This window comes from Haloleucobacter albus, from assembly GCF_052492075.1.
On sequence record NZ_JBQWAS010000026.1, the window covers coordinates 81,936 to 103,330 of the forward strand.

Annotated in this window: 23 protein-coding genes; 7 read left to right on the top strand and 16 right to left on the bottom strand. The window is 61.5% G+C overall.

Features of this window, described 5'->3' with window-relative positions:
* The first annotated feature begins 109 nt into the window (after window positions 1-109).
* The 3 genes from chpT (at window position 110) to copM (ending at window position 1,759) form a co-directional block, all read left to right on the top strand.
* Complete coding sequence (chpT, locus tag ACT6QH_RS08715) at window positions 110-778, top strand: histidine phosphotransferase ChpT (protein WP_444974430.1); 669 nt, start codon at window positions 110-112, stop codon at window positions 776-778.
* Window positions 779-814: 36 nt separating this feature from the next.
* Window positions 815-1,237 carry a hypothetical protein gene (locus ACT6QH_RS08720; protein WP_444974431.1) on the top strand — a complete coding sequence of 141 codons (423 nt, stop codon included), beginning with the start codon at window positions 815-817 and terminating at the stop codon, window positions 1,235-1,237.
* 84 nt (window positions 1,238-1,321) lie between these two features.
* Entirely contained in the window at window positions 1,322-1,759 is a 438-nt protein-coding gene (copM, locus tag ACT6QH_RS08725) for a CopM family metallochaperone (protein ID WP_444974432.1), read from the top strand.
* 143 nt (window positions 1,760-1,902) lie between these two features.
* Here the strand turns inward: copM and ctrA are convergent, their stop codons facing one another.
* Window positions 1,903-2,604, bottom strand: a complete 702-nt coding sequence (ctrA, locus tag ACT6QH_RS08730) for a response regulator transcription factor CtrA (protein WP_444974433.1) — start codon at window positions 2,602-2,604, stop codon at window positions 1,903-1,905.
* A gap of 447 nt (window positions 2,605-3,051) precedes the next feature.
* On the opposite strand from ctrA, the gene ACT6QH_RS08735 reads away from it, so the two are divergent.
* From ACT6QH_RS08735 to ACT6QH_RS08745, 3 genes are all read left to right on the top strand, one after another.
* Window positions 3,052-3,447, top strand: coding sequence for a flagellar export protein FliJ (locus tag ACT6QH_RS08735; RefSeq protein WP_444974434.1), 396 nt, complete (start codon window positions 3,052-3,054; stop codon window positions 3,445-3,447).
* A 262-nt stretch (window positions 3,448-3,709) separates the two neighbouring features.
* Window positions 3,710-4,120: an NADH:ubiquinone oxidoreductase subunit NDUFA12 gene (locus ACT6QH_RS08740; RefSeq protein WP_444974435.1), complete on the top strand. Its 411-nt coding sequence runs from the start codon at window positions 3,710-3,712 to the stop codon at window positions 4,118-4,120.
* Window positions 4,121-4,309: 189 nt separating this feature from the next.
* The gene (locus ACT6QH_RS08745) at window positions 4,310-4,978 is read left to right on the top strand and encodes a DUF2155 domain-containing protein (RefSeq protein WP_444974436.1); all 669 of its coding nucleotides are present in this window, start codon (window positions 4,310-4,312) and stop codon (window positions 4,976-4,978) included.
* Here the strand turns inward: ACT6QH_RS08745 and aat are convergent.
* From aat to ACT6QH_RS08780, 7 genes are all read right to left on the bottom strand, one after another.
* Window positions 4,906-5,586, bottom strand: a complete 681-nt coding sequence (gene aat / locus ACT6QH_RS08750; RefSeq protein WP_444974437.1) for a leucyl/phenylalanyl-tRNA--protein transferase — start codon at window positions 5,584-5,586, stop codon at window positions 4,906-4,908. The genes ACT6QH_RS08745 and aat overlap by 73 nt on opposite strands.
* A 124-nt stretch (window positions 5,587-5,710) precedes the next feature.
* Window positions 5,711-6,340 (bottom strand): invasion associated locus B family protein, encoded by a 630-nt coding sequence (locus ACT6QH_RS08755; RefSeq protein WP_444974438.1) that lies wholly within the window; start codon window positions 6,338-6,340, stop codon window positions 5,711-5,713.
* Between the two features lie 187 nt (window positions 6,341-6,527).
* Window positions 6,528-7,889, bottom strand: coding sequence for an acetyl-CoA carboxylase biotin carboxylase subunit (gene accC / locus ACT6QH_RS08760; protein WP_444974439.1), 1,362 nt, complete (start codon window positions 7,887-7,889; stop codon window positions 6,528-6,530).
* A gap of 24 nt (window positions 7,890-7,913) precedes the next feature.
* Window positions 7,914-8,399, bottom strand: coding sequence for an acetyl-CoA carboxylase biotin carboxyl carrier protein (gene accB, locus ACT6QH_RS08765; RefSeq protein ID WP_444974635.1), 486 nt, complete (start codon window positions 8,397-8,399; stop codon window positions 7,914-7,916).
* A gap of 85 nt (window positions 8,400-8,484) precedes the next feature.
* Entirely contained in the window at window positions 8,485-8,922 is a 438-nt protein-coding gene (gene aroQ / locus ACT6QH_RS08770) for a type II 3-dehydroquinate dehydratase (protein WP_444974440.1), read from the bottom strand.
* Between the two features lie 194 nt (window positions 8,923-9,116).
* Window positions 9,117-9,884: a DsbA family protein gene (locus tag ACT6QH_RS08775; protein ID WP_444974441.1), complete on the bottom strand. Its 768-nt coding sequence runs from the start codon at window positions 9,882-9,884 to the stop codon at window positions 9,117-9,119.
* Window positions 9,885-9,927: 43 nt separating this feature from the next.
* Window positions 9,928-11,451, bottom strand: coding sequence for a M48 family metalloprotease (locus ACT6QH_RS08780; protein ID WP_444974442.1), 1,524 nt, complete (start codon window positions 11,449-11,451; stop codon window positions 9,928-9,930).
* A 267-nt stretch (window positions 11,452-11,718) separates the two neighbouring features.
* On the opposite strand from ACT6QH_RS08780, the gene ACT6QH_RS08785 reads away from it, so the two are divergent.
* Entirely contained in the window at window positions 11,719-12,924 is a 1,206-nt protein-coding gene (locus tag ACT6QH_RS08785; protein WP_444974443.1) for a pyridoxal phosphate-dependent aminotransferase, read from the top strand.
* A 99-nt stretch (window positions 12,925-13,023) separates the two neighbouring features.
* Here ACT6QH_RS08785 and ACT6QH_RS08790 read toward each other — a convergent pair whose 3' ends face one another.
* The 8 genes from ACT6QH_RS08790 to ACT6QH_RS08825 form a co-directional block, all read right to left on the bottom strand.
* Entirely contained in the window at window positions 13,024-14,679 is a 1,656-nt protein-coding gene (locus tag ACT6QH_RS08790; RefSeq protein ID WP_444974444.1) for a mechanosensitive ion channel family protein, read from the bottom strand.
* A gap of 272 nt (window positions 14,680-14,951) precedes the next feature.
* Window positions 14,952-15,632: a ribulose-phosphate 3-epimerase gene (gene rpe, locus ACT6QH_RS08795; protein ID WP_444974445.1), complete on the bottom strand. Its 681-nt coding sequence runs from the start codon at window positions 15,630-15,632 to the stop codon at window positions 14,952-14,954.
* A 56-nt stretch (window positions 15,633-15,688) separates the two neighbouring features.
* The gene (locus ACT6QH_RS08800; RefSeq protein WP_444974446.1) at window positions 15,689-16,681 is read right to left on the bottom strand and encodes a class 1 fructose-bisphosphatase; all 993 of its coding nucleotides are present in this window, start codon (window positions 16,679-16,681) and stop codon (window positions 15,689-15,691) included.
* Window positions 16,682-16,819: 138 nt separating this feature from the next.
* The gene (locus ACT6QH_RS08805) at window positions 16,820-17,416 is read right to left on the bottom strand and encodes a hypothetical protein (protein ID WP_444974447.1); all 597 of its coding nucleotides are present in this window, start codon (window positions 17,414-17,416) and stop codon (window positions 16,820-16,822) included.
* 128 nt (window positions 17,417-17,544) lie between these two features.
* Window positions 17,545-18,696, bottom strand: coding sequence for an ATP-grasp domain-containing protein (locus tag ACT6QH_RS08810; protein WP_444974448.1), 1,152 nt, complete (start codon window positions 18,694-18,696; stop codon window positions 17,545-17,547).
* Window positions 18,697-18,887: 191 nt separating this feature from the next.
* A complete protein-coding gene (locus ACT6QH_RS08815; protein ID WP_444974449.1) occupies window positions 18,888-19,322 on the bottom strand; it encodes an HIT family protein in 435 nt (144 codons plus the stop codon).
* Window positions 19,323-19,457: 135 nt separating this feature from the next.
* On the bottom strand, window positions 19,458-20,366 hold the full coding sequence (locus tag ACT6QH_RS08820; protein ID WP_444974450.1) for a transglutaminase family protein: 909 nt from the start codon (window positions 20,364-20,366) through the stop codon (window positions 19,458-19,460).
* A 78-nt stretch (window positions 20,367-20,444) separates the two neighbouring features.
* Window positions 20,445-21,395, bottom strand: a complete 951-nt coding sequence (locus tag ACT6QH_RS08825; RefSeq protein WP_444974451.1) for an alpha-E domain-containing protein — start codon at window positions 21,393-21,395, stop codon at window positions 20,445-20,447.

The window sequence follows — 21,395 nt, forward strand, 5'->3', positions numbered from 1 at the left end:
TGGAATCACGCTCGCATTTTCCGGTGTCACGCGCTGGCACAGGTGGAAGGGGCGGCGCTCCCGCATGTCGAGAGTCTACACAGCCATATCCGATGCGAGGGGCATGTCCATGAACCAGAGCGAGACCCGGCCCGGCAAGACACTGCCGGAGGTTTCTTCCCTTGAGCTGGCGGCCATGCTGTGCTCGCGCCTGTGCCACGATGTCATCAGCCCGGTGGGGGCGATCGTCAACGGCATCGAGGTGCTGGAGGATGAAGACGCGGCGGATATGCGCGATGTCGCGCTGGATCTGATCGCCAAGAGCGCGCGTCAGGCTTCAGCCCGTTTGCAATTCACGCGTCTGGCCTTTGGGGCGGCCGGTTCTGTCGGGGCCCAGCTGGATCTGGGCGACGCCGAGCAGGTGGTGTGCGGCATGATCGAGGATGATCGCACCCGTATCGACTGGCAGCTCCCGCGCGAATTTCTGCCCAAGAACCGGGTGAAGATGCTGCTTAATCTGGCGCTGCTCTCCGCCGGCACCATTCCGCGTGGCGGGGTGATCCGGGTGGAGACGCTGACGCCTGGGGATCTTTCCGGCTTTGCCCTCGTGGCCACGGGCACCAGCGCGCGCATTCCGCAGGGTGTGGAAGCGCTGCTGGCCGGTGAATTGCCGGAAAGCGGGCTCGATGCGCATGTCATCCAGCCTTATTACACCGGCATGCTGGCGCGCGATTGCGGCATGGTCATCTCCTTCTCGCTGGATGGAGAGACGGTGCGTGTGGAAGCCCGCCCGGCCTGACGCGCTTTTGCCATGATCCGCATTCAGACGGGTGGCATGATGTCTTTTCTGCACCGGCATATGAGCGCGGCCCGCAAGATGGTTCTCGCTCTGCTTATCGCGTTCGGCCCCTGGCTGGGCGCGGGAGGCATGCTGAATGCGGAAACCAGCGGCCTCTCCATGGTGACATCCGTGGTGAGCTTCTCGGATGCTGCCGAAGATCTGGCGTTTACGGTGCATGTTCCGGCCAGCCTTTCTGGAAAGGCATGCCTGGCCTGCAATGTTCATGAGAAGGGGGCGGCAGGCGATTGGGGGAACTGCGATAGCCTGTGCCAGTCGCATTGTCAGGGTATGGGCCTTCTTGCCTCATCCCTTGCGCTGAGTGTCCCCGCGCCCCTGCGGCATGATTTTCCAGCTTCAACCCATCCTGAGTCCGTTGCGCCTGAGGTGGCTGCCCCGCCACCCCGTATGGCGGCCTGAGCTCGGTTTCGAGCTTTCGCCATATCGGCTGAGCAGCCTTCTTCCGGCCATCAGCCCGTTCAATGTGATTTCAGGATATTTCTCATGTCTTTGACATATTTCCCGGCCCGCTCCCGCGTGGCTGCTCTTCTCGTCGTGACTTTTGCCATGTCGGCTCCGCTTGCTCCCTCGGCTCTGGCGATGGAGGGGCATGGTGGCCGCCGTGATATGGAACACGGGGGTGAAGACGCGAAAGAAGTGCCTTCCATCGCCGCCTATAAGGCAGCCAATGCGGCCATGCACAGCGAAATGGACATGACCTATTCCGGTGATGCCGATGTGGATTTCGTTCGTGGCATGATCCCCCATCATGAGGGGGCCGTGGCCATGGCCAGGATCGCGCTGGAGCACGGGGCAGATCCGCTGATCCGCAAGCTGGCTGAAGACGTGGTGAAGGCGCAGACGCAGGAGATCGCCTTCATGAAGGCGTGGCTGGAAAAGCGCGGGGCAAACATTCCGGCTTTCCGTGCGCCGGTGCGCTGAACCCGCTTGGCATCAAGCAGCTTGAACCGGGGCCAGCGTACACAGCGCTGGCCTTTCTTCGCGCCGCACTGTTCTCGGCCCAAAAGCAAATGCCCCGCTGAAGAGCGGGGCACTGAACAGGCGAGGACCGGGGAGAGGGCGGATCAGACCGCGATTTTCTCCGCACCTGCAACGGGCTCGCGCAGCACATAGCCACGGCCCCACACGGTCTCGATATAATTCTTTCCACCCGATGCGGTGGAAAGCTTCTTGCGCAGCTTGCAGATGAAGACGTCAATGATCTTCAGCTCAGGCTCGTCCATGCCGCCATAGAGATGGTTGAGGAACATCTCCTTGGTCAGCGTGGTGCCCTTGCGCAGGGAGAGCAGCTCGAGCATCTGATATTCCTTGCCGGTCAGATGCACGCGGTTGCCATCCACTTCCACCGTCTTGGTGTCCAGGTTCACGACGAGATCGCCGGTCTGGATAACGGACTGGGCATGGCCCTTGGAACGGCGGACAATGGCGTGAATGCGCGCCACCATCTCGTCCTTGTGGAACGGCTTGGTGAGGTAATCATCGGCACCGAAGCCGAAGCCCTTCACCTTGTCCTCAGTGTTGGCGAGGCCGGAAAGAATAAGAATAGGCGTCTTCACCTTCGCCACCCGCAGGGAGCGCAGGACTTCGAAGCCCGACATATCCGGCAGGTTCAGATCCAGCAGGATGATGTCGTATTCATAAACTTTGCCGAGATCCACGCCCTCCTCACCGAAGTTGGTCGTGTAGACGTTGAAGTTCTCGGTCTTGAGCATCAGTTCGATGCCCTTGGCCGTCGCACTGTCGTCCTCGATGAGCAAGACGCGCATGGCTATCCCCTTCCTCGCAACTGTTCGAAAGACGGCAAGAAAACCGGCTTTCGTTGCTCGGCCGACGGTGTGATTCGCGGTGTGTGTTCCGAATCGTTAACAGACCCGGATTCCGCCGCACAAGGGTGCTTGGAAAAAACATTGTGCATGGGCGAGAGGAGTGACTCTGTTCCAGACACTTAAGCATTTTCCAAAAGCCCTTGGGGCCACACATCCCGCCAAACTCCGGCGGCTTCCGGGTTCGCGCCCGATGTGCGCCCCCCCGATCCATGAGCCCATCATTAACGAAGGGGGTAAACGATTGGTTGCCGAGACGGCCCCTGTGGAGATTTCCGTTCAAAATGTGGCGGCGGTAACCAAGAGGCAACGCTCAGCCGGCAGGATGGCGCTGTTGAAAGGCCCGCACCGCCGGGCCGCTTTTTCTATTGAGTAGCGGAGTTTACGGCGATGAAGTCGCGTGAGCCTTTGATCCGTGCCAAAAAGTTTCAGATGGACGATGTGCGTCGGCGCATCGCGCAGATTGAAGGCATGGTTGCCGATTTCAGCCGGATGGTTGCTGATCTGGATCGCGATATTGCGGCCGAGGAGGAGCGCTCCGGTGTGAGCGATCCGCGCCATTTCGCTTATCCGCCACTGGCGCAGGCCGCACGGGGGCGGCGCGATAATCTCCAGAATTCCATTGAAGAGCTGACTTCCCAGTGCGATGGCGCCCGCGCCACCCTGACCGAGCTTGAAGCTGATCTGGCCCTGGCCGAAGCCGCCGGCGAGATGGACCGCGTGACCAAGGCCGAGATGAGCCCGCGCCGTCGCAGCGCCCGCACGCATGAGCCGCGCCCAAGCTGAGGGCCTTGTGCCTCCAGTTCCGTTCTGCCGCGCGGATGTCTCGCGCCACGATTCACATCATGTCGAAATGATTCTGCCGGGAGGCAGCCCCTTCTGTGAACGGTGCGGGGGCGTGGTTTCATGCTATTGTCCACGGCACCACGTTCCACATTGTGCGGCAGGGCGATTTGATGCCTGAAACAGTGTGGGATAAGTTCTGCCGGGTGGACATGGCCCGGTGCTGGTGGCATGTTCGCGCCAATTTCTGAATGAGGCATGAGCCGTGAAGAACCTGCTGCGTTATATCTTCACCTGGTGGCACCGGCAGACCATCGGAACCTGGTGGTGGACCAAGCGCTATGGCGAGTTGGTCGGGCAGGATGAGTTCGGCAATCGCTACTATCGCACCAAGGGTGGCGCTATTGACCCCACGCTGGGCTTTGAGCGTCGCTGGGTGCTCTATAATGGCTACGCCGAAGGTTCCGCGATTCCGCCGGGCTGGTGGGGCTGGATGCATCATCGCGTGGACGTCGCCCCGGTTGATGAAGATTACAAGCCGCATCCCTGGCAGAAGCCGCATCAGCCGAATCTGACAGGCAGCGCAGGGGCCTATCGCCCACAGGGTTCTCTGCTTTCGGGTGGGCATCGCCCTGAAGTAACAGGCGATTATCAGGCCTGGACCCCAGGGAACTGATCCGCTGAAAGATGTCACAGGCCCATTTGGGCCTGTGTGCATGTCAAGGCGTGGTGTGGCCTGTGCGGTGCGCCGCCGGGCACCTGCCTTCTTCATGTCGGATTGCTGGTGAAAAAGAAGCCAAGCCGTATTCACCCGGTGCGGCACATGGTCGGGCATGTGTTTCCGGCCCGACGGATGAAGTTATCCATGCGCCTGACCCCTATCGCTCCGCTTCTTGCCCTCGCGCTGCTCGGCGGCTCCGGCTTCGGGGTGCTGGCTTTGGCGCAGGGGCGTGAGGGAATCGAACAATCCTTCCTGCCACCGCCTTCCAGTTTTGGTGCCTCAACCAACCAGACCCCTTATGGCGGCGCGGCGGACCAGCGCTTTCGCACCGGGCAGGGCTTTGATGCGCGCCCCGGTCAGGAAGGTGTGGTTGTCGCCCCGCAGGATGGGGGGGCATTTGCGCCTGCTGGCTCCACTATTGTGGTGCCAAACGAGACGGGTGATGTCACCGTGGTGCAGCCACCATCGGTGAAGGTGCCCAATCGTATTGCGGTTTTCGCCGGGCTCGACAAAATTACCGGGCGGATCACCAGTTTCGATGTGCCCATTGGTGAAACGGCACAATTTGGCGCTCTGCAAGTCACGCCACGCGTATGCTACACGCGCCCCCCTACAGAGACGCAGAACATCACCTCCTTCAGCGAAGTGAATGAGGTGACCCTCAAGGGTGAGGCAAAGCGTATCTTCACGGGCTGGATGTTTGCTTCCAGCCCCGGCCTGCACGCTGTGGAACACCCGATTTATGATGTGTGGCTGATTGGCTGCAAAGCCCCGGCCCCGGTTATGGCCGGGCCGGCAGGGGGCCAGCAGTAGAAGTTCGCATCACAGGCCAGCGCGGTCTCGAGCATGTGCTGGTAGCGTTGGCGTGGCACTTCGTCCGCGCCGAAGCCGGAAAGGTGGCTGGTTACGAACTGCGTATCCAGCAGCCTGAAACCGCCTGCAATCAGCCGGCCCACGAGATGCACAAGGGCAACCTTTGAAGCATCGCGCTCACGGTGGAACATGCTTTCCCCGAAAAAGGCGCCACCCAGTCTCACGCCATAAAGGCCACCTACCAGCTTGCCATCGCGCCAGGCTTCAACCGTGTGGCAGTGCCCGCGACGGAACAGCTCGCCATAAAGTTGGCGGATGACGTCATTGATCCAGGTATTCTCGCGTCCTTCCTGTGGCGCGGCGCAGCCGGAAATGACCCCTTCAAAATCCGAATCGACCCGAATCTCGAACTTGTCCGAGCGCACTGTGCGGGCCAGACGAGAGGGCACGCGGAAACGATCGAGGGGAATGATGCCGCGCTGCTCTGGCTCAATCCAGAACAGGCCGGGGTCATCCGCACTCTCGGCCATGGGAAAGATGCCGCAGGCATAGGCCTTCAGCAAGACATCGGGTGTGATCCCGTGATTTTCATCGCTCATTCGGCTCATGACGGGATTAGAGCATTTTGTCAGAGCCAAAGTACAGAGGGCACGCGCTGCTGAGGCGGATATGAAAATGGCGGGAGAGCCAGGCTCTCCCGCCATTTTGAAACTCGGTTCTGGAGCGGCAAGCTCACTCGACGGGCGTGGCTTCCATCGCAGCCGGCAGGCCCGTGAAGGAAATCGGCAGCAGGACGGATTTGCGGTTGCCGGCCTCGAACACCAGCTCGCCATTGCCGGAGCTGGCCATCAGCGCCTTGAGTTGGGCTTCGGAAAGCTTGACGGAAGCCGTGCAGGCTATGCCGCAATGCTTGTAGGTCAGCACGATGTCTTCAACACCCTTCACCTTCAGCACCACATTGGCCGGCAGCCATACGCGCGGGGGCACCTGCACAACGAGATAGACAGGGCCATCTTTCTGCGCGTTCACGGCGATATGGGCCAGAATGGTCTTCATATCCGGGGTTTGCAGGGTCTGCACTGCTTCGCAGATCTTGCCGTCAGCACCACCACCCTGTTCGGCCTCGGCCTCCTTGCAGCGCACAGTCCAGTCGCCGTGCACGGAAAGGGTCTTGGTGGCGGACTGTTCCGGCTGCGTTGTGCCCTGCTCGGTCTTGGTAGCCGTATCCTGAGGGGCGGCATCCTTGGCCGTTTCGGCCATGGCCGGCAGGGCGAAGGTGGCCATATACAGTCCGAGAGCTGCGGCAATGCCGCGGCGCATGCCCTTCTGCATCATGGTGCTGTTCTGCATCGTCGCGCTCATCTGATCGCTCCTGCCACGCCTGTGGAGATGAAACCTGAAATTATAATTCATGACGGAAGGCTTCTCGCCATGCCGGGCGCTGTGCCCTGAAGCCGGCATATCCGAAGCCCTGCGTTTCAGGCAAGCCAGTTGAAGCCCGGCTTGCCATGCTTTGCGGGGGCGGGCCCATGCGAACCCGCCTTCCGGTTCATGATATGACGATCTTGCCGTCAATATCGGCAAGAAAATGCTCAAGCCAGTGAATGTCGTAACGACCTTCCTGAATGTCCCGCGTGCGCACAAGCGTGCGGAAGAGGGGCAGGGTGGTGTCGATTCCATCCACCACGAATTCATCCAGCGCGCGGCGCAGCCGGCTCAGGCATTCATCGCGGGTGCGGCCATGCACAATCAGCTTGCCTACCAGGCTGTCATAATGGGGCGGGATCACATAGCCCTGAAAGGCGTTGGAATCGACACGCACTCCAAGGCCGCCCGGCACATGGTAATGGGAGATCCGACCGGGAGATGGGCGGAAGCTGGTGGGGTGCTCGGCATTCACGCGGCATTCAATGGCGTGGCCATCCACCTTGATGTCTTCCTGCTTCACCGTCATGGGCTCACCCGCGGCGACGCGGATTTGCTCGTTGATGAGGTCGATGCCGGTAATCATCTCGGTAATCGGGTGTTCCACCTGAATGCGGGTATTCATTTCAATGAAATAGAAATTCCCGTCCTCATAGAGGAACTCGATGGTGCCCACGCCGAGATATTTCAGCTCGCGCATGGCCTTGGCGCAGGTTTCGCCGATTTCTGCGCGCTGGGCCTCTGAGATGACCGGGGAGGGCGCTTCTTCCCACACTTTCTGGTGACGCCGCTGGAGTGAACAATCACGCTCGGCCAGATGAATGGCGTTGCCCTGGCCATCGCCCAGTACCTGCACCTCGATATGGCGCGGCGTGGAGAGATATTTTTCCAGATAAACGGCATCATCGCCAAAGGCGGCCTTGGCCTCGATACGTGCCGTGGAAAGGGCCGAGGACAGGTCGTCCTTGCTATAGGCCACTTTCATGCCGCGACCACCACCACCGGCTGCGGCTTTCACCAGCACGGGGAAGCCGATCTCGGCCGCTACGCGGTGCGCTTCGCCATCATCGGTGATGCCGCCATCTGAGCCCGGCACCACCGGAATGCCCAGCTTCTGCGCGGTTTTCTTGGCTTCGATCTTGTCGCCCATAATGCGGATATGCTCCGCCTTGGGGCCGATGAAGTGGATATTGTGCTCTTCCAGAATCTCGGCAAAGCGGGCGTTCTCGGCGAGAAAGCCATAGCCGGGATGCACCGCATCCGCCCCCGTAATCTCGCAGGCCGCGAGCAAGGAGGGAATGTTGAGATAGGAATCGCGCGCCAGAGGCGGGCCAATGCACACGCTCTCATCCGCGAGGCGCACATGCATGGCGTCGGCATCGGCCGTGGAGTGGACCGCCACCGTGGCGATATCCAGTTCCTTGCAGGCGCGCAGAATGCGCAGGGCGATCTCGCCGCGATTGGCGATCAGGATTTTCTTGAACATCAGCCGGCCCTCAGCTTGCGCACATCATTCGATGATCAGGAGGGGCTCGCCATATTCCACTGGCTGGGCATTGCCCACCAGAACCCGCGTCACCGTGCCGGAGCGCGGCGCGGGAATGGCGTTCATGGTCTTCATGGCTTCCACGATCAGCACCGTGTCGCCTTCCTTCACCGTGCTGCCCACATCCACGAAGGGGGCGACGCCCGGCTCGGGAGAGAGATAGGCGGTGCCCACCATGGGGGAGGGAACGGCGCCGGGGTGCTTGGCAAGGTCTGCCGGGGTGGCAGCTTCGGCTGCGGGGGCGGCAGGGGCCGCCGCAGGCGCAGCAGCAGGGGCCGCAGCCAGAGCCTGCGGAGCCATCTGGGTGACAGTGACGGGCGCCGGGGTGCGGGCCACGCGGATACGCAGATCCTCATGCTGCACTTCGATCTCGGTCAGATCGGTTCCAGCAAGCAGATTGGCGATTTCCTTGACGAGTTCGGTATCGAACGGGGCTTTGGTGGGTTTCATCATGTTCCTGCTCTTGCCGCTCCGTTCCGCCGGTTCGCATGCCGGCTCATCTGGCCGGCGCGAGGGTGGAAAGGGGCAGTGGCGATCATGCTGTTGGGGTGGAAGCCAGCGCCGCTATGCCCAGAGCATAGCTTTGTGGCCCGAAGCCGCAGATGACACCCCGCACCACCGGAGAAAGATAGGAGTGGTGACGGAACGCCTCTCGGGCGAAAACATTGGACAGATGCACCTCTATGGTGGGCACGCCCACCGCCGCCACCGCATCGCGCAGGGCAACCGAGGTGTGGGTATAGGCCGCCGCATTCAGCACGATGCCACGCGCACCACGGGCCGCCTGCACCAGATCCACCAGCGTGCCTTCGCTGTTGGTTTGCTGGAACACAAGGGCAAAGCCGTGGCGTTCCGCCTCGCGGCGGCACAAGGCTTCGATATCGGCGAGAGTGTCGGCCCCATAAATCTGGGGTTCACGCGTGCCGAGGAGATTGAGGTTAGGCCCGTTGAGGACGTGGATGGTATTGGACATCCTGCCTGATCTGTCGACCGGCCCCATATGGCCGGGTTGCGCCGGTTATAGGAGCGCTCTCGCCACAAGGAAAGCCCCCCACGAAAGCGGCAGGCTCCAGCCGGCCTTTATCCACCTTTGGCGGTTTGCGCCAAAGGTGGAGCTGCCTGAAACCTGCACCGGCCTAATCTGCCGGAGAAACGTAAGGAAAGACCTTACTGCGCGGCCTTTTTCTGCGCGCGGGTGGCGGCAATGGCGGCCTTCAGCTTGTCGTGGCCGACAGCGCCGACAACCACCTGATCGCCCACAATGTAGGAGGGCGTGCCATTGAGGCCGAGGACGGAAGCAATTTTCATTGTTTCATCCAGTGAGGCGTTCAGCTCGGGCGAAGAGGCTTTCTTTTCCAGCTCTTCCACATTCACGCCCACGCTTTCGGCGGCGGCAAGGGCCTTCTCGCGGTCGATCGGGCCGGGGGTGTTGAACAGGGCTTCATGGAAGGCCAGGTATTTATCCGGCGCCACCATATGCAGCGCAATGGCCACCTGGGCCGCTTCCACGGAAGCCTGACCGAGCACCGGGAATTCCCGCAGCACCACGCGCAGATTAGGGTCGTTCTTCATGAGCTGCTTGAGATCGACCATGGCCTTGCGGCAATAGCCACAATTGTAGTCAAAGAATTCCACAAGGGTGACATCGCCCTTGGGGTTGCCGATCACCACATTGTGAGGGCTGGTGAGCACCAGTTCACGCACCTGCTCCAGCGCCTTGGTGCGCTGTTCGGCCTGGGCCTCGTTATGGCGGGCCTCCAGCACGGTGATGGCTTCTTCCAGAACCTCTGGATGGGTGATGATATATTCGCGGATGATGGGGCCGAGTTCCTTCTTCTCCTCATCGGTGAAGGCCGCAGCCGGCGTGGCGGCGACGACAGAGGCGGCGAGCGCCAGCGGAACAAGGCGGCCGCCAAGGCCGAAACGAGGACGCATGAAGTTCTCCCTCAGATAAAACTGCAAAACAGGAATGGGGTGCTCAGCGGCGAGACGAAGCCTTGGGCTTGGGCGGCTCGAGTTTGAGAATGTCATCGGCTTTCAGCCAGCCGGGCGAGCCGGCAGAAAAGCCCCTGCGGGCACGGGCGGCCAGATGCCGCGCGGTTTCAAATTCGCTAGAGGCCAATGCGGCATTGGCGGCGGCAAGGTCGGCATTCGGCTTGTCTCCCCGCTGGCCATAGGCAATGGCGAGCTGTCGCCATGCGGAGGGCGAATCCGGCTCCCTCACCGTAGCCTTTATGAGCTCATAAATCGCATCCTGCGTGGTGGAACCTGTACTTTTGGCCGCACCCTTGCCGCGCCCGCTTTTGCCAGTTCCGACCAGCGCCTGGCCGAGCATGGCGCGAATCAATGGCGCATCACCTGTCATCTCCACGGCCTTGCGCAGGGGGGCGACAGCCTGTGCCGGGCGTCCGCCTTCCAGCAGGGCTTGCCCCTTCAGTTCGTGAAAATAGGGATTGTCCGGCGCGCGGGCAATCAGTGCATCAATCCGGCGCAGGGCGCTGTTCATGTCGGAATGGCGATAGGCCGAGATGGCGCGGGCATAATCCGCCGCGAGGGAATGGTCGGAAGAGGGATATTTGCGGGCCACCATATCCGGCCGCTGGGTAAAGCCCACAAGCTTTGCGCGCATCAGAGCATGCCGGGCCTGAAGGGAAGGCGAATCCTTCCGGTGATAATTGGGGCTGGCCTTGGCCAAAGTCTCCAGCGCGGCGATGCGCTCATGCGCCAGAGGGTGGCTGAGCATGTAGGGATCAATCCGCTGGCTCACGAAAAACTGGTCGCGTTGAAAACGCCGGAAGGTTTCCAGCATGCCCTTCGCGGATTGGCCGGTGGCGTCCAGATAACGCACGGCGGCGCGGTCTGCGGTCTGTTCTTCGCTGCGCTTGTAGGAGAGGAGTGAGCGGTGGAGCATATGCTGTGGCAGGGTCATGCCGGCGGCGGCGGCTTGTCCGAGATCGCGACCATCCATGCCGGCGGCCGCGCCGGCTGCAACGCCTGCACCCGCCAGCATCATGGCGACCACGGCCATGGCCTGCGCCCCGGCCATCTGCTCACGCATCCGGGCCAGATGGCCGCCGGCAATATGGCCGGCTTCATGCGCCAGCACGCCGATGATCTGGTTCGGCGTTTCCGAATCCATCAGCGCGCCGGTATTGACGAAGATGCGTCGCCCATCCGCCACGAAGGCGTTGAAGGAAGGGTTCTGAATCAGAACCACTTCTACATTCTGCCGTCCAAGGCCAGCCGCAGAGAGGATGGGGGTGGTGTAATCGCGCATGAGATTTTCAATCTCGGTGTCGCGAATGAGAACCGGACTGTTCTGCTGTGCTTGCGCCTGGGCAGAGTGACGGGCGGCATCCTGAAGTGGCGTCAGCAGAGCTGCGCCCAGCAGCAGGGCGCGCAGGGCCGGAGCCAGCCATTGGCGCGGGGCGCAGGCAGGGGAAGGGGCTGGCGGTGCGGCGAAGGGGGCGCTGGCAGCCTTTTTCCAGATGGCCTTTGTCATCGTCTCCTGATGGCCCGGTGCGAGCCGGCTGGTTATACTGGCAGCCTCCCACCTTTGCGGGAAGCTGAGAGGGGACAATCCCCCATACCATGCTCTTCGCGGATAATTTGAGGCAAGAGCCGGTTGTGCCCGCAAAAAGCCCGCGTCCATTATGGGTTATGGTGCACGGCGTTGCGGTATGCCGCGCTTTCTGCTGTTCTCCGCCCTATTGTTTTTGTGCCTTGCGGTGTGCGCGACTTGTCGCGCCGCCCTGAAAGCTGAGTGACCATGAACACGCTTGCCTCCCGCCTCACCCGTCCTGCGCCCGCTCTGGTGGCCGTGCGCCCCTCGCAGCGCAGTGAGGTCGCCCCCTTTATCGTGATGGATGTGATGGAACATGCCGCACGTATTGAAGCCGGTGGCGGGCGGGTGATGCATCTGGAGGTGGGCCAGCCGGCGGCCCCCGCGCCACTCACCGCCCGCACGGCCGCTGCCCGCGCGCTGGAGGCCGGGCAGGTAGGCTATACGGCGGCGCTGGGGCTTCCCTCTCTGCGCGCCCGCATCGCCCGCTATTATGCCGAACAGCACGGGCTGGAGCTGGACCCGGAACGGGTGGTGGTGACGAATGGCTCTTCCGGCGGTTTCATTCTCGCCTTTCTGGGGCTGTTTGATGTTGGAGACCGGGTGGCTATTGCTTCGCCGGGTTATCCGCCCTATCGCCATGTGCTCTCGGCGCTGGGCTGTGAGCCGGTGCTGATCGAAACCCTGCCGGAAGATCGTTACGCGCTGACGCCGGAGCAGCTTGTCGCAGCTCATCGCGAGGCGCCTCTCAAGGGCGTTCTGGTGGCCAGTCCAGGCAACCCCACCGGCACCATGATGGACCGCGCGGCGCTTTCTGCCTTGCATGGCTGCGCGCGGGATCTGGGTATCAGCTTCATCTCGGACGAGATTTATCACGGGCTGGATTATGCCTTCCCGGCCGTGAGTGCGGCGGAGATCGGGGAAGATGTGACTGTCATCAATTCCTTCTCCAAATATTTCTGCATGACGGGCTGGCGCGTGGGCTGGATGGTGGTTCCTCCCGGCCTTTCCCGCACCATGGAGCGGTTGCAGCAGAATTTCTCCATCTCGGTGCCAACCCTCTCGCAGATTGCGGCCGAGGCGGCTTTTGATGGTCGCGAGGAGATGGATGGCGTGAAGCGCGGCTATGAGGAAAACCGCCGTATTCTTACTGAAGGGCTGCCGGCTGCGGGGCTGAAGCATTTTCTGCCGGCGGATGGTGCCTTCTATCTCTATGCGGATGTCTCGGCCTTCACTGATGACAGCGTGGCCTTTGCCACGCAGCTGCTGGATGCGGCGCATGTGGCCACTACGCCCGGATTGGATTTTGACCCCTTCCATGGTCGCCAGTATCTGCGCTTCTCCTATGCGGGCTCGGCGGCGGATATGCGGGAGGCGGTGGAGCGGATCGGCGCATTTCTTGCGCGCGGCTGAGGGGGCAGATAAGCGTCCCATACGCATCCGCCGGTCAGCCATGGCTTTTCTTGTGGCCGTTTGGAGCCGGGCAGGCCGGCTCCCGAGCCGTGTCACGCTTTATGGAGCCTGCATATTGCGCAGGTCGGGCAGGGGCTGGGCCAGTTCCACGCCCAGTTCGCGCATATGTTCCAGTGTGGCGAGGATGATCTGTTCCTGCCAGGCCAGAAAGACATAATATTCGGAGGTTTCGATAATGGCCCTGAGCTGAATATTGATGCGCCCATAGCCAATCGTATCAATACGCGCGCGCGGCCAGCCGGTATCCTTTTCCACTATCTCTTCAGCAATCAGCATGGCCAGAAGCCTGTCCTGCAAGGCGCGCAGTTTTTCCGGGGGTGTATCTCCGCGTACGGCAATATCCTGCTTGAGAAAGCATTTTTCGCGCATCGTGTAATTGACGATGGGCATTTTCGCGATGTCGGCATTGGGTACGGTGTAGAGAACGCCACTGAGGGCGCGCAGACGGGTGGAGCGCGGCCCTATATTCTCAACACTCGCGACTTCTTCTCCAAATTCAATATAGTCGCCAATGCGCAAGGGCTTGTCGGCAAACAGGGAGAGCCCGCCGAACAGGTTCTCTATGGTGGATTGGGAGGACAGGGCCAGCGCAAAACCGCCCACGCCCAGACCCGCGACAAGCCCCAGCGCCGGAATGCCCATTTCATTTGCACCATAGGCCAGTATGCCGCCCGCCAGAAGCAGCGCGCATATGCGGCCTGTCAGGCGGATCAGCGTGGCATTGTTGCTGTTCTCTGGAAGGTGCGGAGAATGAATGAGAATGGCGATCATCAGGAAGCAGGCCAGCCATACAGCCCATGCACCTGCCGTATAGAAGATGAAGGTGGCAAACAGGCTCTCGCCTGCGGCCATCATGCCTGCCGGATTGATCTGGGAAAAGATGAACCACTCGCTGAGAGAGAATAGCCCCAGAAAGACCAGCGGCATGGTCAGCTTCCACCAGCATTGCCGTATGGCTCCACCTGTACGGGCCAGTTTTCGCGCCACTCTTGTCCACAACAGGCTCAAGACCAATGTCAGCAGAATGACCACGCCAATGGCAAGAATCTTCCAGAGGGGGGAGTTGAGGTGGTAAACCTTGAGCTGATCCGGGATATTCTGGGTCAGTGAATCTGGAATCAGAGGGCCGGTTGCGCTGACCTGCTCTCGATGCAGGTAAGGGTAGATGCGCTTCTGGAGGACAGGGCTATCAATAATACTGAAATAATATTCAGGAATATTGGAGATGCTCTCTGCCGTGATAAGATAATCCCCCGCGCGCGGCCCATTTTGAGCGCGGGCAATCTGAATATCTGTGCCCGGAATAGTCCATTTTTCGGGCAGCTTGTCTTCACCGGGGATTGCGCCTGGAATGCTGTCTGGTGCAGGTGCGGGCAACCGGGCCAGAATATCATAAAGATAGCCGGCGGCTGCGTTGCCTGTCTTGGCCTGGGTGGCATGGGGCAGGGTGCTCAGATCCATCAGCTGGCGGATGCGCCGCAAATCCCGCTGCATGGCCTTGACCTTGGCAGGGCTTTTGTCCTGCACATAGTCAGCATAGCCATGTTCCAGCCGCTTGGCCGTGGCGAGGAAGGAATTATAGGTTTCAGACGGGCTTGATCTGTTGATAGGCTCCAGCGGGCCGGTGGTCTGGGCTTGCGCGGGCAGGGCCAGGAGCAGGGCAAGAAGCGCAAGCACACCGCTGATGAAACGCATTCCAGGGCTGCCTTTCAATGCTGGAGAGATCCGGTCGGGCTCGAATGGCTGGCAGGGCAATCAGATTCTCAGCCGCTGTCTGTGAGAAATTTATATGGCCCCTCTCTGGCCGGCAAAGATTCTTGCAAAGGCGTTTCACAAATAGGGGCTGCGGGGTGGGGGCATATCCTTCCGCCCATTTCCGTCGCATATGCCAAAGGCCGCCTCACCCATGTGAGGCGGCCTTTGCAAACAGGCATATGACCCGCGAGGCACGAAGATGGGGCGCTCAATTACACCATCAGCCCCATGGCATTGGCCGCAGAGCCGCGAATGGCTGCGATATTGGCGCGATAGCCCTCAATACCGCCCTTGAAGACGGCAGAACCGGCCACCAGCACATCCGCACCCGCGCGGGCGCACAGGGCAGCGGTTTCCGGGTTGACGCCTCCATCCACCTCAAGGCGGATATCGCGACCACGGATCATGTCGCGCACGCGCTCGATCTTGGGCAGAATGGCAGGGATGAAGCTTTGCCCGCCAAAGCCGGGGTTCACGCTCATCACCAGCACAAGGTCCACCTTGTCCAGTACATATTCCAGCACATTTTCCGGGGTGGCCGGGTTCAGCGCCACGCCGGCCTTCTTGCCAAGCCCGCGAATGACTTGCAGGCAACGATCCAGATGGGGCGTTGCTTCCGGGTGCACGGTGATGATATCCGCGCCCGCCTTGGCGAAAGCCTCCAGATAAGGCTCCACCGGCGAGATCATCAGATGCACATCAAAGGGCTTGTCTGTGTGGGGGCGCAGGGCGCGCACTACATCCGGCCCGAAGGTGAGGTTGGGTACGAAATGGCCATCCATCACATCCAGGTGGATATAATCCGCACCGGCGGTGGTGATGTCGCGCGCTTCCTCGCCAAGGCGGGCAAAATCGCTGGCGAGCATGGAGGGGGCAATCAGCGGCGTGTTCATGTCAGCTTCCCGGCTGTGAGGCGCGGGCAGGGCGCATGCACCCTGCCCGGACAAGTTCAGTAATAGGAGGCGATCTTTTCCACCTCGGCCTTCGAGCCGAACACCAGCGGAATGCGCTGGTGAATATGGTGGGGGGTAATGTCCAGAATGCGGGTCTTGCCATCGGTGGCGCCGCCGCCGGCCTGCTCGGTAAGCATGGCGACAGGGAAGGCTTCATAGATCAGCCGCAGGCGGCCATTCTCATAGCCCTTGCGCTTGTCGGAAGGGTAGAGATAGACGCCGCCACGGGTGAAAATGCGGAAGGCATCCGCCACCATGGAGCCCACCCAGCGCATGTTGAAATTCTTGCCGCGCGGGCCTTCCGCGCCAGCCAGGCAATCCTTGATCCAGGCGCTCATGGGCGCATCCCACTGGCGCATATTGGACTGGTTGATGCCGTATTCCTTGGTTTCGACGGGAATTTCCACTTTCTCGCGGGCGAGAATGAATTCCGAGCGGTCGCGGTCATAAACGAAGACCTGCGTACCATCGCCCAGGGTGGAAACCAGAATGGTGGCGGGCCCATAGGCCAGAAAGCCGGCGGCGAGCTGGTTGGTGCCGGGCTTCATCACGGCGGCGTTCGGGTTCTCCCGCTCTTCATCGCTGAAGGGCAGGATGGAATAGATAGTGCCGACCGACACATTGGTGTCGATATTGGATGAGCCATCCAGCGGGTCTACCGCCACAACGAGGTTGCCGCGCGGGTTCAGGGCGATCAGCTCTTCGCTTTCCTCGGAGGCGAGATAGGCCACGGGCGTTTCGCGCAGGGCGGCGCGCAGGCATTCTTCAGCGATCACATCCAGCTCTTTCTGGGTGTCGCCGCCGGCGTTGGGATCGGTGCCGCGTGCGCTGGCCAGCCCCTCTTCCAGCGGGCCGCGCGCCACCAGGTCGGCAATGCCCACGCCTGTGCTGGCAATGGTGCGCACCGTGCTGGCAATCTCCGCCTTTGTCGGGTCTTCGCCCGCCCACTGCTCCAGAAAAGCCTGAAGGGTCACGATTTCGCTCACCACGCTCACTCTCCTGTCCTGCACCGGCCGCCGGTTGGGTCATTGGCTGGCGTGCGGCCTGTCTCATGGCCGCTGCTGTTGTTTGCACCCTTATGGCGCAAGCCGGCGGCCACGGCAAACACGGGGAGGCGGCCGGCGGCTTCAGGCGAGGGAGCTGTAGTGAAAGTAAATCCAGAGCATCTGCTCCACTATGGCGAAGCTAACGAAAATCATATGATAAAAACGCGTGGTGGAGCGCATGATAAAGAGACTGGGAATAGAAATGATGGCAATATGAATGAGGTAGCTGACGCCCAGATACTTGATGTATTGACTGCCTTTTATAGAGGTATCAATCACATCTGTCAGGTTGATGGCGACAATCAAGCCATAGAACAAGGTTTTGCGAGAGAGGAAATACTCATCCATCTTATCAATGTCGTCCAGCTTGTCGGGGTAAAGCGTGGCGCATGTAAAAAAGAAGAGGGCCGCATAAAAAAATATGAAAGCGTAATGCTCGAAGGTCCAGGCCGTGATGTTCGCCAGCCGGATCTGAAACCACCAGAAATTGATGAGACAGAGGATCAGATAGAGGGTCCAGCCAATATGGACAAAGCAGACCCTTCTTTTGTGCGAGGGCTGCGTGAAGCGGCTGAGCCCCGTCAGAAGCCGGGTGAGGCTGAGGCCCATGACAATGGCAATGAGAACCCGAACATGGGTGAAGACATCCGCATTCAAGGGAAGGGAAGGATCTACCATCTGTTCTTCCGTCTGCATTGACCAGCGGGGATGCTGGCACCAGATGCCGGCTGATCTTTCCTGTACAGATCAGCCGGGCGCTGTAAAGACGGGAAATGTGGATGGGGGCCGGCTGGCCCGTCTTGTCCTCAGACCTGCCGGGAGAGCGCGTGTTGCAGCGGGCGCAACAGATCGTTCAGGCTGGCTTCCGCCTCTGCGGGACGAGGCGCATTGACATGCAGGCTGGCAATCAGCGCGCCTTCCTCCAGCATGGCACCGGCCGGGGCCAGATCATGCACGGCATTGGCGGGGAAGTGTGGATGCAGGAAAGCTTCCGGCATGGTCATGCGGCGCGGTGCACGCAGGCGGGCCAGAGCGCGCACCTGAGACAGGGTGGGGTGCCGGGCGGGCAGGCGGCCACCGCATGCCGCCAGATGAAGCCCGAGCAAAGCGGGCTGGCTTTCGGTGTCCAGCAGGTCAAGGCTGGCGTCCGGGTGCGGTGTGACATTCAGCACATGCCAGCCGCTGTCATTCGCCATCACATCCACGCGCACCAGTCCCACAAGGCCGCAGGCGAGGGCGATATTGCGAGCCCCGGCGCTGATGGCGGGTTGCAGGGCGGCGGGCAGCTCCACCGGGCCGGTCATCGCATTGTGTCGGAAAGAATGGGCGGTCTCTTCGCCGGCCTGCCACAGGCGCGCCACGCCGAGTTCCACCACCTCCCGTCCATTGGCCAGAAGCAGCAGGGCATAGGGGCGGCCCTCAACCTCTCGCTGGAGATAGAAACCCGGTGCAGGCGCACCATGGTCATCTGCTGCGCGCAGGCGCACCAGCAAGCCGCCACTACCGCCAATCCGCTTTTCCAGCACCGGCCGGGTGAAGAATTCCGGCACGGGAGCCTCGGTGCAGATGGCGGGGAAGGGAATGCGCAGATGGCCGCACAGGGCTTCCAGTGCCATGGGGTCTTTCAGCACCTGCACCGTTGTGGGGGTGTTGCCCAGAATGGGGTTGCGGGCGGCGATATGGGCCAGCAACTCCGGTTCCGCATCCAACCCTTCTCCCAGAATCACAGGCATGCCGGCGGGGGCATGGGTGGCGAGGGCGTCCAGCAGGGCCGGGCCATCAAAGCCGGGCAGGCCATTGGCCCCAGCCTGGGGGCGTGAGGGAACCTGCACCGCCTTGCCGGCCTTGCGGCACAGATCCGGCCGTCCATAGAGATCCAGCGCAAGTGCGGACAGGCCGGCGCGGGCCGCACTGGCAACCAGCGGGCGGGCGGAGAGGGAGACGATGGCGAGATCCATGAAATACTACCTGCCGTGAGACGATGCCCGCGCAGCCTCGGCAGGCAAAACGTGCGCAGCCGGGCCGCGCACGGAAAAGACGGGACAGGCAAGCGGGCCAGACCTCAGCATTGTGCTGTGTGCGTCCGGTCCATGCCCAGTTGCGTTCTGGTAAGGTGCCCCGGCTGAAGGGCGGGGCTTGAGGCCCGGCTTTACTGGCCGAGAGCCGTGCGCAGTTTGGCAGCCTGCCCGGCCAGAACCTCCGGGGTTTCCATCTCGCTCGCCGGGGGCTTGAGGCGCTGGCCCTCATAGCGGGGAATCACATGCACATGCAGGTGGAACACTTCCTGCCCGCCGGCCTTCTCATTGGACTGAATCACTGTGATGCCATCCGCGTCATAGGCCTCGATTGCGGCATGGGCCACAGTCTGGGCCACCTTCGCCACATGGGCGAGATCTTCGGGCGTGATATCGAAGATGTTGCGGGCCGGTGCCTTGGGGATCACCAGTGCATGGCCGGGCGCGCGGGGGAAGATATCCAGAAACACGAAGGCCCTGTCATCCTCATAGACCTTGTGGGCCGGCATTTCGCCGCGCAGGATTTTGGCAAAGATATTCTCATTGTCATAGGCCGGCCTGGTGCTCATGGTGTTCTCGGCTCCCGCTGGATGGATCTGCGCCGAGAATGCAGGCCACGTGCCCGCGGTCAAGAGGGATAAAGGCGCAATGCAGCCGCGCCGCCCTGAATGGGGGTGTCCGGGACGCGGCCATATGTGCGCCATTCAGCTTTGTTGCTGGCTTTGGCTCTGGTTGCGGGCATGGGCCATGTCCACCGTATCCGGAGCTTCCACACGCGGATTGCTGAGATCTTCCTGGCTCTGGTGGCAGCGCGGATGGCAGCGCGGCTTGCGGCCGTTCTGGATGATAACCTGCTCCTCAATCTCCTCGCCCACACTGCGCAGGGGCAGCACAGCCAGAGCGTCCAGCCCGATGGACAGGCGGATATGGTTCTCTGTGGGGCAGATTTTCTGGCCGCAATCAAAGGCGATCCAGCCGATTTCCGGCACATGGGCCTCGGCCCAGTGGCGCACCGCGCCCTTGTCATCAGTGCGGAAATAGCCGGAAACATGTCGCGCCGGCAGGCCCAGATGTCGCGCCGTGGAGGTGAAGAGATGGGTGATGCTGCCCGAACAGGCCGCCCCCTTTTCAAGCGCGCTGGCAGCATCCAGCGTGTGGCCGTTCACGGTCCGGGTGTCTTCCTTCACGCTGTCATGCACGGCGGCCATGAGCGCATGCAGGTCTGCCAGCGGGTCTTCCTTGCTGCGGGAGAGTTTCTCGGCAAAGGAGATGATGGCAGCATCCGGCTGGGTCAGCTCGGTCTGGCGCAGATAGAGCGAAAGGGGTTGGCGCTCCACCGTGCCGCGCACAATGCCGGATGTATCCTGCGTTTCGACCTCGCCCTCGGCGATAATGGTGAGGTTGTCGGTTGGCCCATCAATTGTAAAGGCATGGCACAGATTGCCAAAGGCGTCTTCCTGCGTGTGCAGGCAGCAATCCGCATCCACATCAAGGGTCCAGCGCTGGATGAACTGGCTCTCGCAGGAACGGGGTGTAAGGCGGGCGATGGCAGCCATATTGCGGCTGCCGGGTTCGAAATGCTGGGTGATTTCGTGACGGATGCGGACACGCATGGCAGCCTCCTGGTCGCAGCCTGAATGGGGTTGGGGCGGGGCGGAGGGCGGAGCCGCCGTCCCGTCATGTGGATGGGCTCAGGTCAGATATTGCTCCGCAATGGCGCCGCCGAGCTTGTTGTTGTCGGAGATGAATTCCGTGATGAATTCATGCAGGCCGGTCTGGAATATGTCTTCAATCTCGCAATTGCTCAGCCGGGCCAGCATGGCGCGGGCCCGGCGCTGGGAAGGGCCCTGCCGGCCATATTCGCCGGCCAGCTCATCCAGATTGCGCGTCAGGCTCTCATAACAGGAGGCCAGGGATCGCGGCATCTGGCGGTTGAGAATGAGCAGATCCGCCACCAGCCAGGGCTTCACGCTGTCGCGATACACCCAGTGAAAGGCCGTGAGCGCGGAGACCGAGCGCAGAATGGAGGACCACTGGAAATAATCCAGCGGGCCACCCACATGCTCCTGCTCCGGCAGCAGCACATGATATTTCACATCCAGAATGCGGGCGGTGTTGTCGGCCCGCTCGATCTGTGCGCCGGAGCGGGCGAACCAGTAGGCATCGTTGCGCAGCATGGAGCGGAAGGTCGCGCCATCATAACGCAGCGTGGTTTCTTTCACGAAGGCCAGGAAGCGGGAGAGTTCCTCCCGTGTCAGGGCACGGTTGGGGAAGTTGCGCAGGTCGATCCAGGCCGAATTGATGACATCCCACATTTCCGAGGTCAGTGCAGTACGTACGGAACGCGCATTGGTGCGCGCCACCTCGAAGCAGCTGCGGATGGAGGAGGGGTTATCCGGCGCGAAGGCGAGGAAGGAGACCACATTCTCTTCCGTGGCCTCATCCAGCGGCCCATAGCGTTCGGTGAACTGATCGGCGCATCCGGCGCTGAGCACGGCGGAGCCCCATTCATTGGTGGAAACGCCAGGCCCCACGGGTGTGTGCGCCAGGCGCTGGGCGACATCCAGAATGCGGGCGAGGCAATCGGCCCGTTCCACATAGCGGCTGAGCCAGAAGAGATTATCAGCGGTGCGGGAGAGCAT

Coding starts and splice junctions, on each gene's coding strand:
- chpT (WP_444974430.1), top strand. CDS start 110: ATGAACCAGAGCGAGACCCGGCCCGGCAAGACACTGCCGGAGGTTTCT.
- ACT6QH_RS08720 (WP_444974431.1), top strand. CDS start 815: ATGATGTCTTTTCTGCACCGGCATATGAGCGCGGCCCGCAAGATGGTT.
- copM (WP_444974432.1), top strand. CDS start 1,322: ATGTCTTTGACATATTTCCCGGCCCGCTCCCGCGTGGCTGCTCTTCTC.
- ctrA (WP_444974433.1), bottom strand. CDS start 2,604: ATGCGCGTCTTGCTCATCGAGGACGACAGTGCGACGGCCAAGGGCATC.
- ACT6QH_RS08735 (WP_444974434.1), top strand. CDS start 3,052: ATGAAGTCGCGTGAGCCTTTGATCCGTGCCAAAAAGTTTCAGATGGAC.
- ACT6QH_RS08745 (WP_444974436.1), top strand. CDS start 4,310: ATGCGCCTGACCCCTATCGCTCCGCTTCTTGCCCTCGCGCTGCTCGGC.
- aat (WP_444974437.1), bottom strand. CDS start 5,586: ATGAGCCGAATGAGCGATGAAAATCACGGGATCACACCCGATGTCTTG.
- ACT6QH_RS08755 (WP_444974438.1), bottom strand. CDS start 6,340: ATGAGCGCGACGATGCAGAACAGCACCATGATGCAGAAGGGCATGCGC.
- accC (WP_444974439.1), bottom strand. CDS start 7,889: ATGTTCAAGAAAATCCTGATCGCCAATCGCGGCGAGATCGCCCTGCGC.
- accB (WP_444974635.1), bottom strand. CDS start 8,399: ATGAAACCCACCAAAGCCCCGTTCGATACCGAACTCGTCAAGGAAATC.
- aroQ (WP_444974440.1), bottom strand. CDS start 8,922: ATGTCCAATACCATCCACGTCCTCAACGGGCCTAACCTCAATCTCCTC.
- ACT6QH_RS08775 (WP_444974441.1), bottom strand. CDS start 9,884: ATGCGTCCTCGTTTCGGCCTTGGCGGCCGCCTTGTTCCGCTGGCGCTC.
- ACT6QH_RS08780 (WP_444974442.1), bottom strand. CDS start 11,451: ATGACAAAGGCCATCTGGAAAAAGGCTGCCAGCGCCCCCTTCGCCGCA.
- ACT6QH_RS08785 (WP_444974443.1), top strand. CDS start 11,719: ATGAACACGCTTGCCTCCCGCCTCACCCGTCCTGCGCCCGCTCTGGTG.
- ACT6QH_RS08790 (WP_444974444.1), bottom strand. CDS start 14,679: ATGCGTTTCATCAGCGGTGTGCTTGCGCTTCTTGCCCTGCTCCTGGCC.
- rpe (WP_444974445.1), bottom strand. CDS start 15,632: ATGAACACGCCGCTGATTGCCCCCTCCATGCTCGCCAGCGATTTTGCC.
- ACT6QH_RS08805 (WP_444974447.1), bottom strand. CDS start 17,416: ATGGTAGATCCTTCCCTTCCCTTGAATGCGGATGTCTTCACCCATGTT.
- ACT6QH_RS08810 (WP_444974448.1), bottom strand. CDS start 18,696: ATGGATCTCGCCATCGTCTCCCTCTCCGCCCGCCCGCTGGTTGCCAGT.
- ACT6QH_RS08815 (WP_444974449.1), bottom strand. CDS start 19,322: ATGAGCACCAGGCCGGCCTATGACAATGAGAATATCTTTGCCAAAATC.
- ACT6QH_RS08820 (WP_444974450.1), bottom strand. CDS start 20,366: ATGCGTGTCCGCATCCGTCACGAAATCACCCAGCATTTCGAACCCGGC.
- ACT6QH_RS08825 (WP_444974451.1), bottom strand. CDS start 21,395: ATGCTCTCCCGCACCGCTGATAATCTCTTCTGGCTCAGCCGCTATGTG.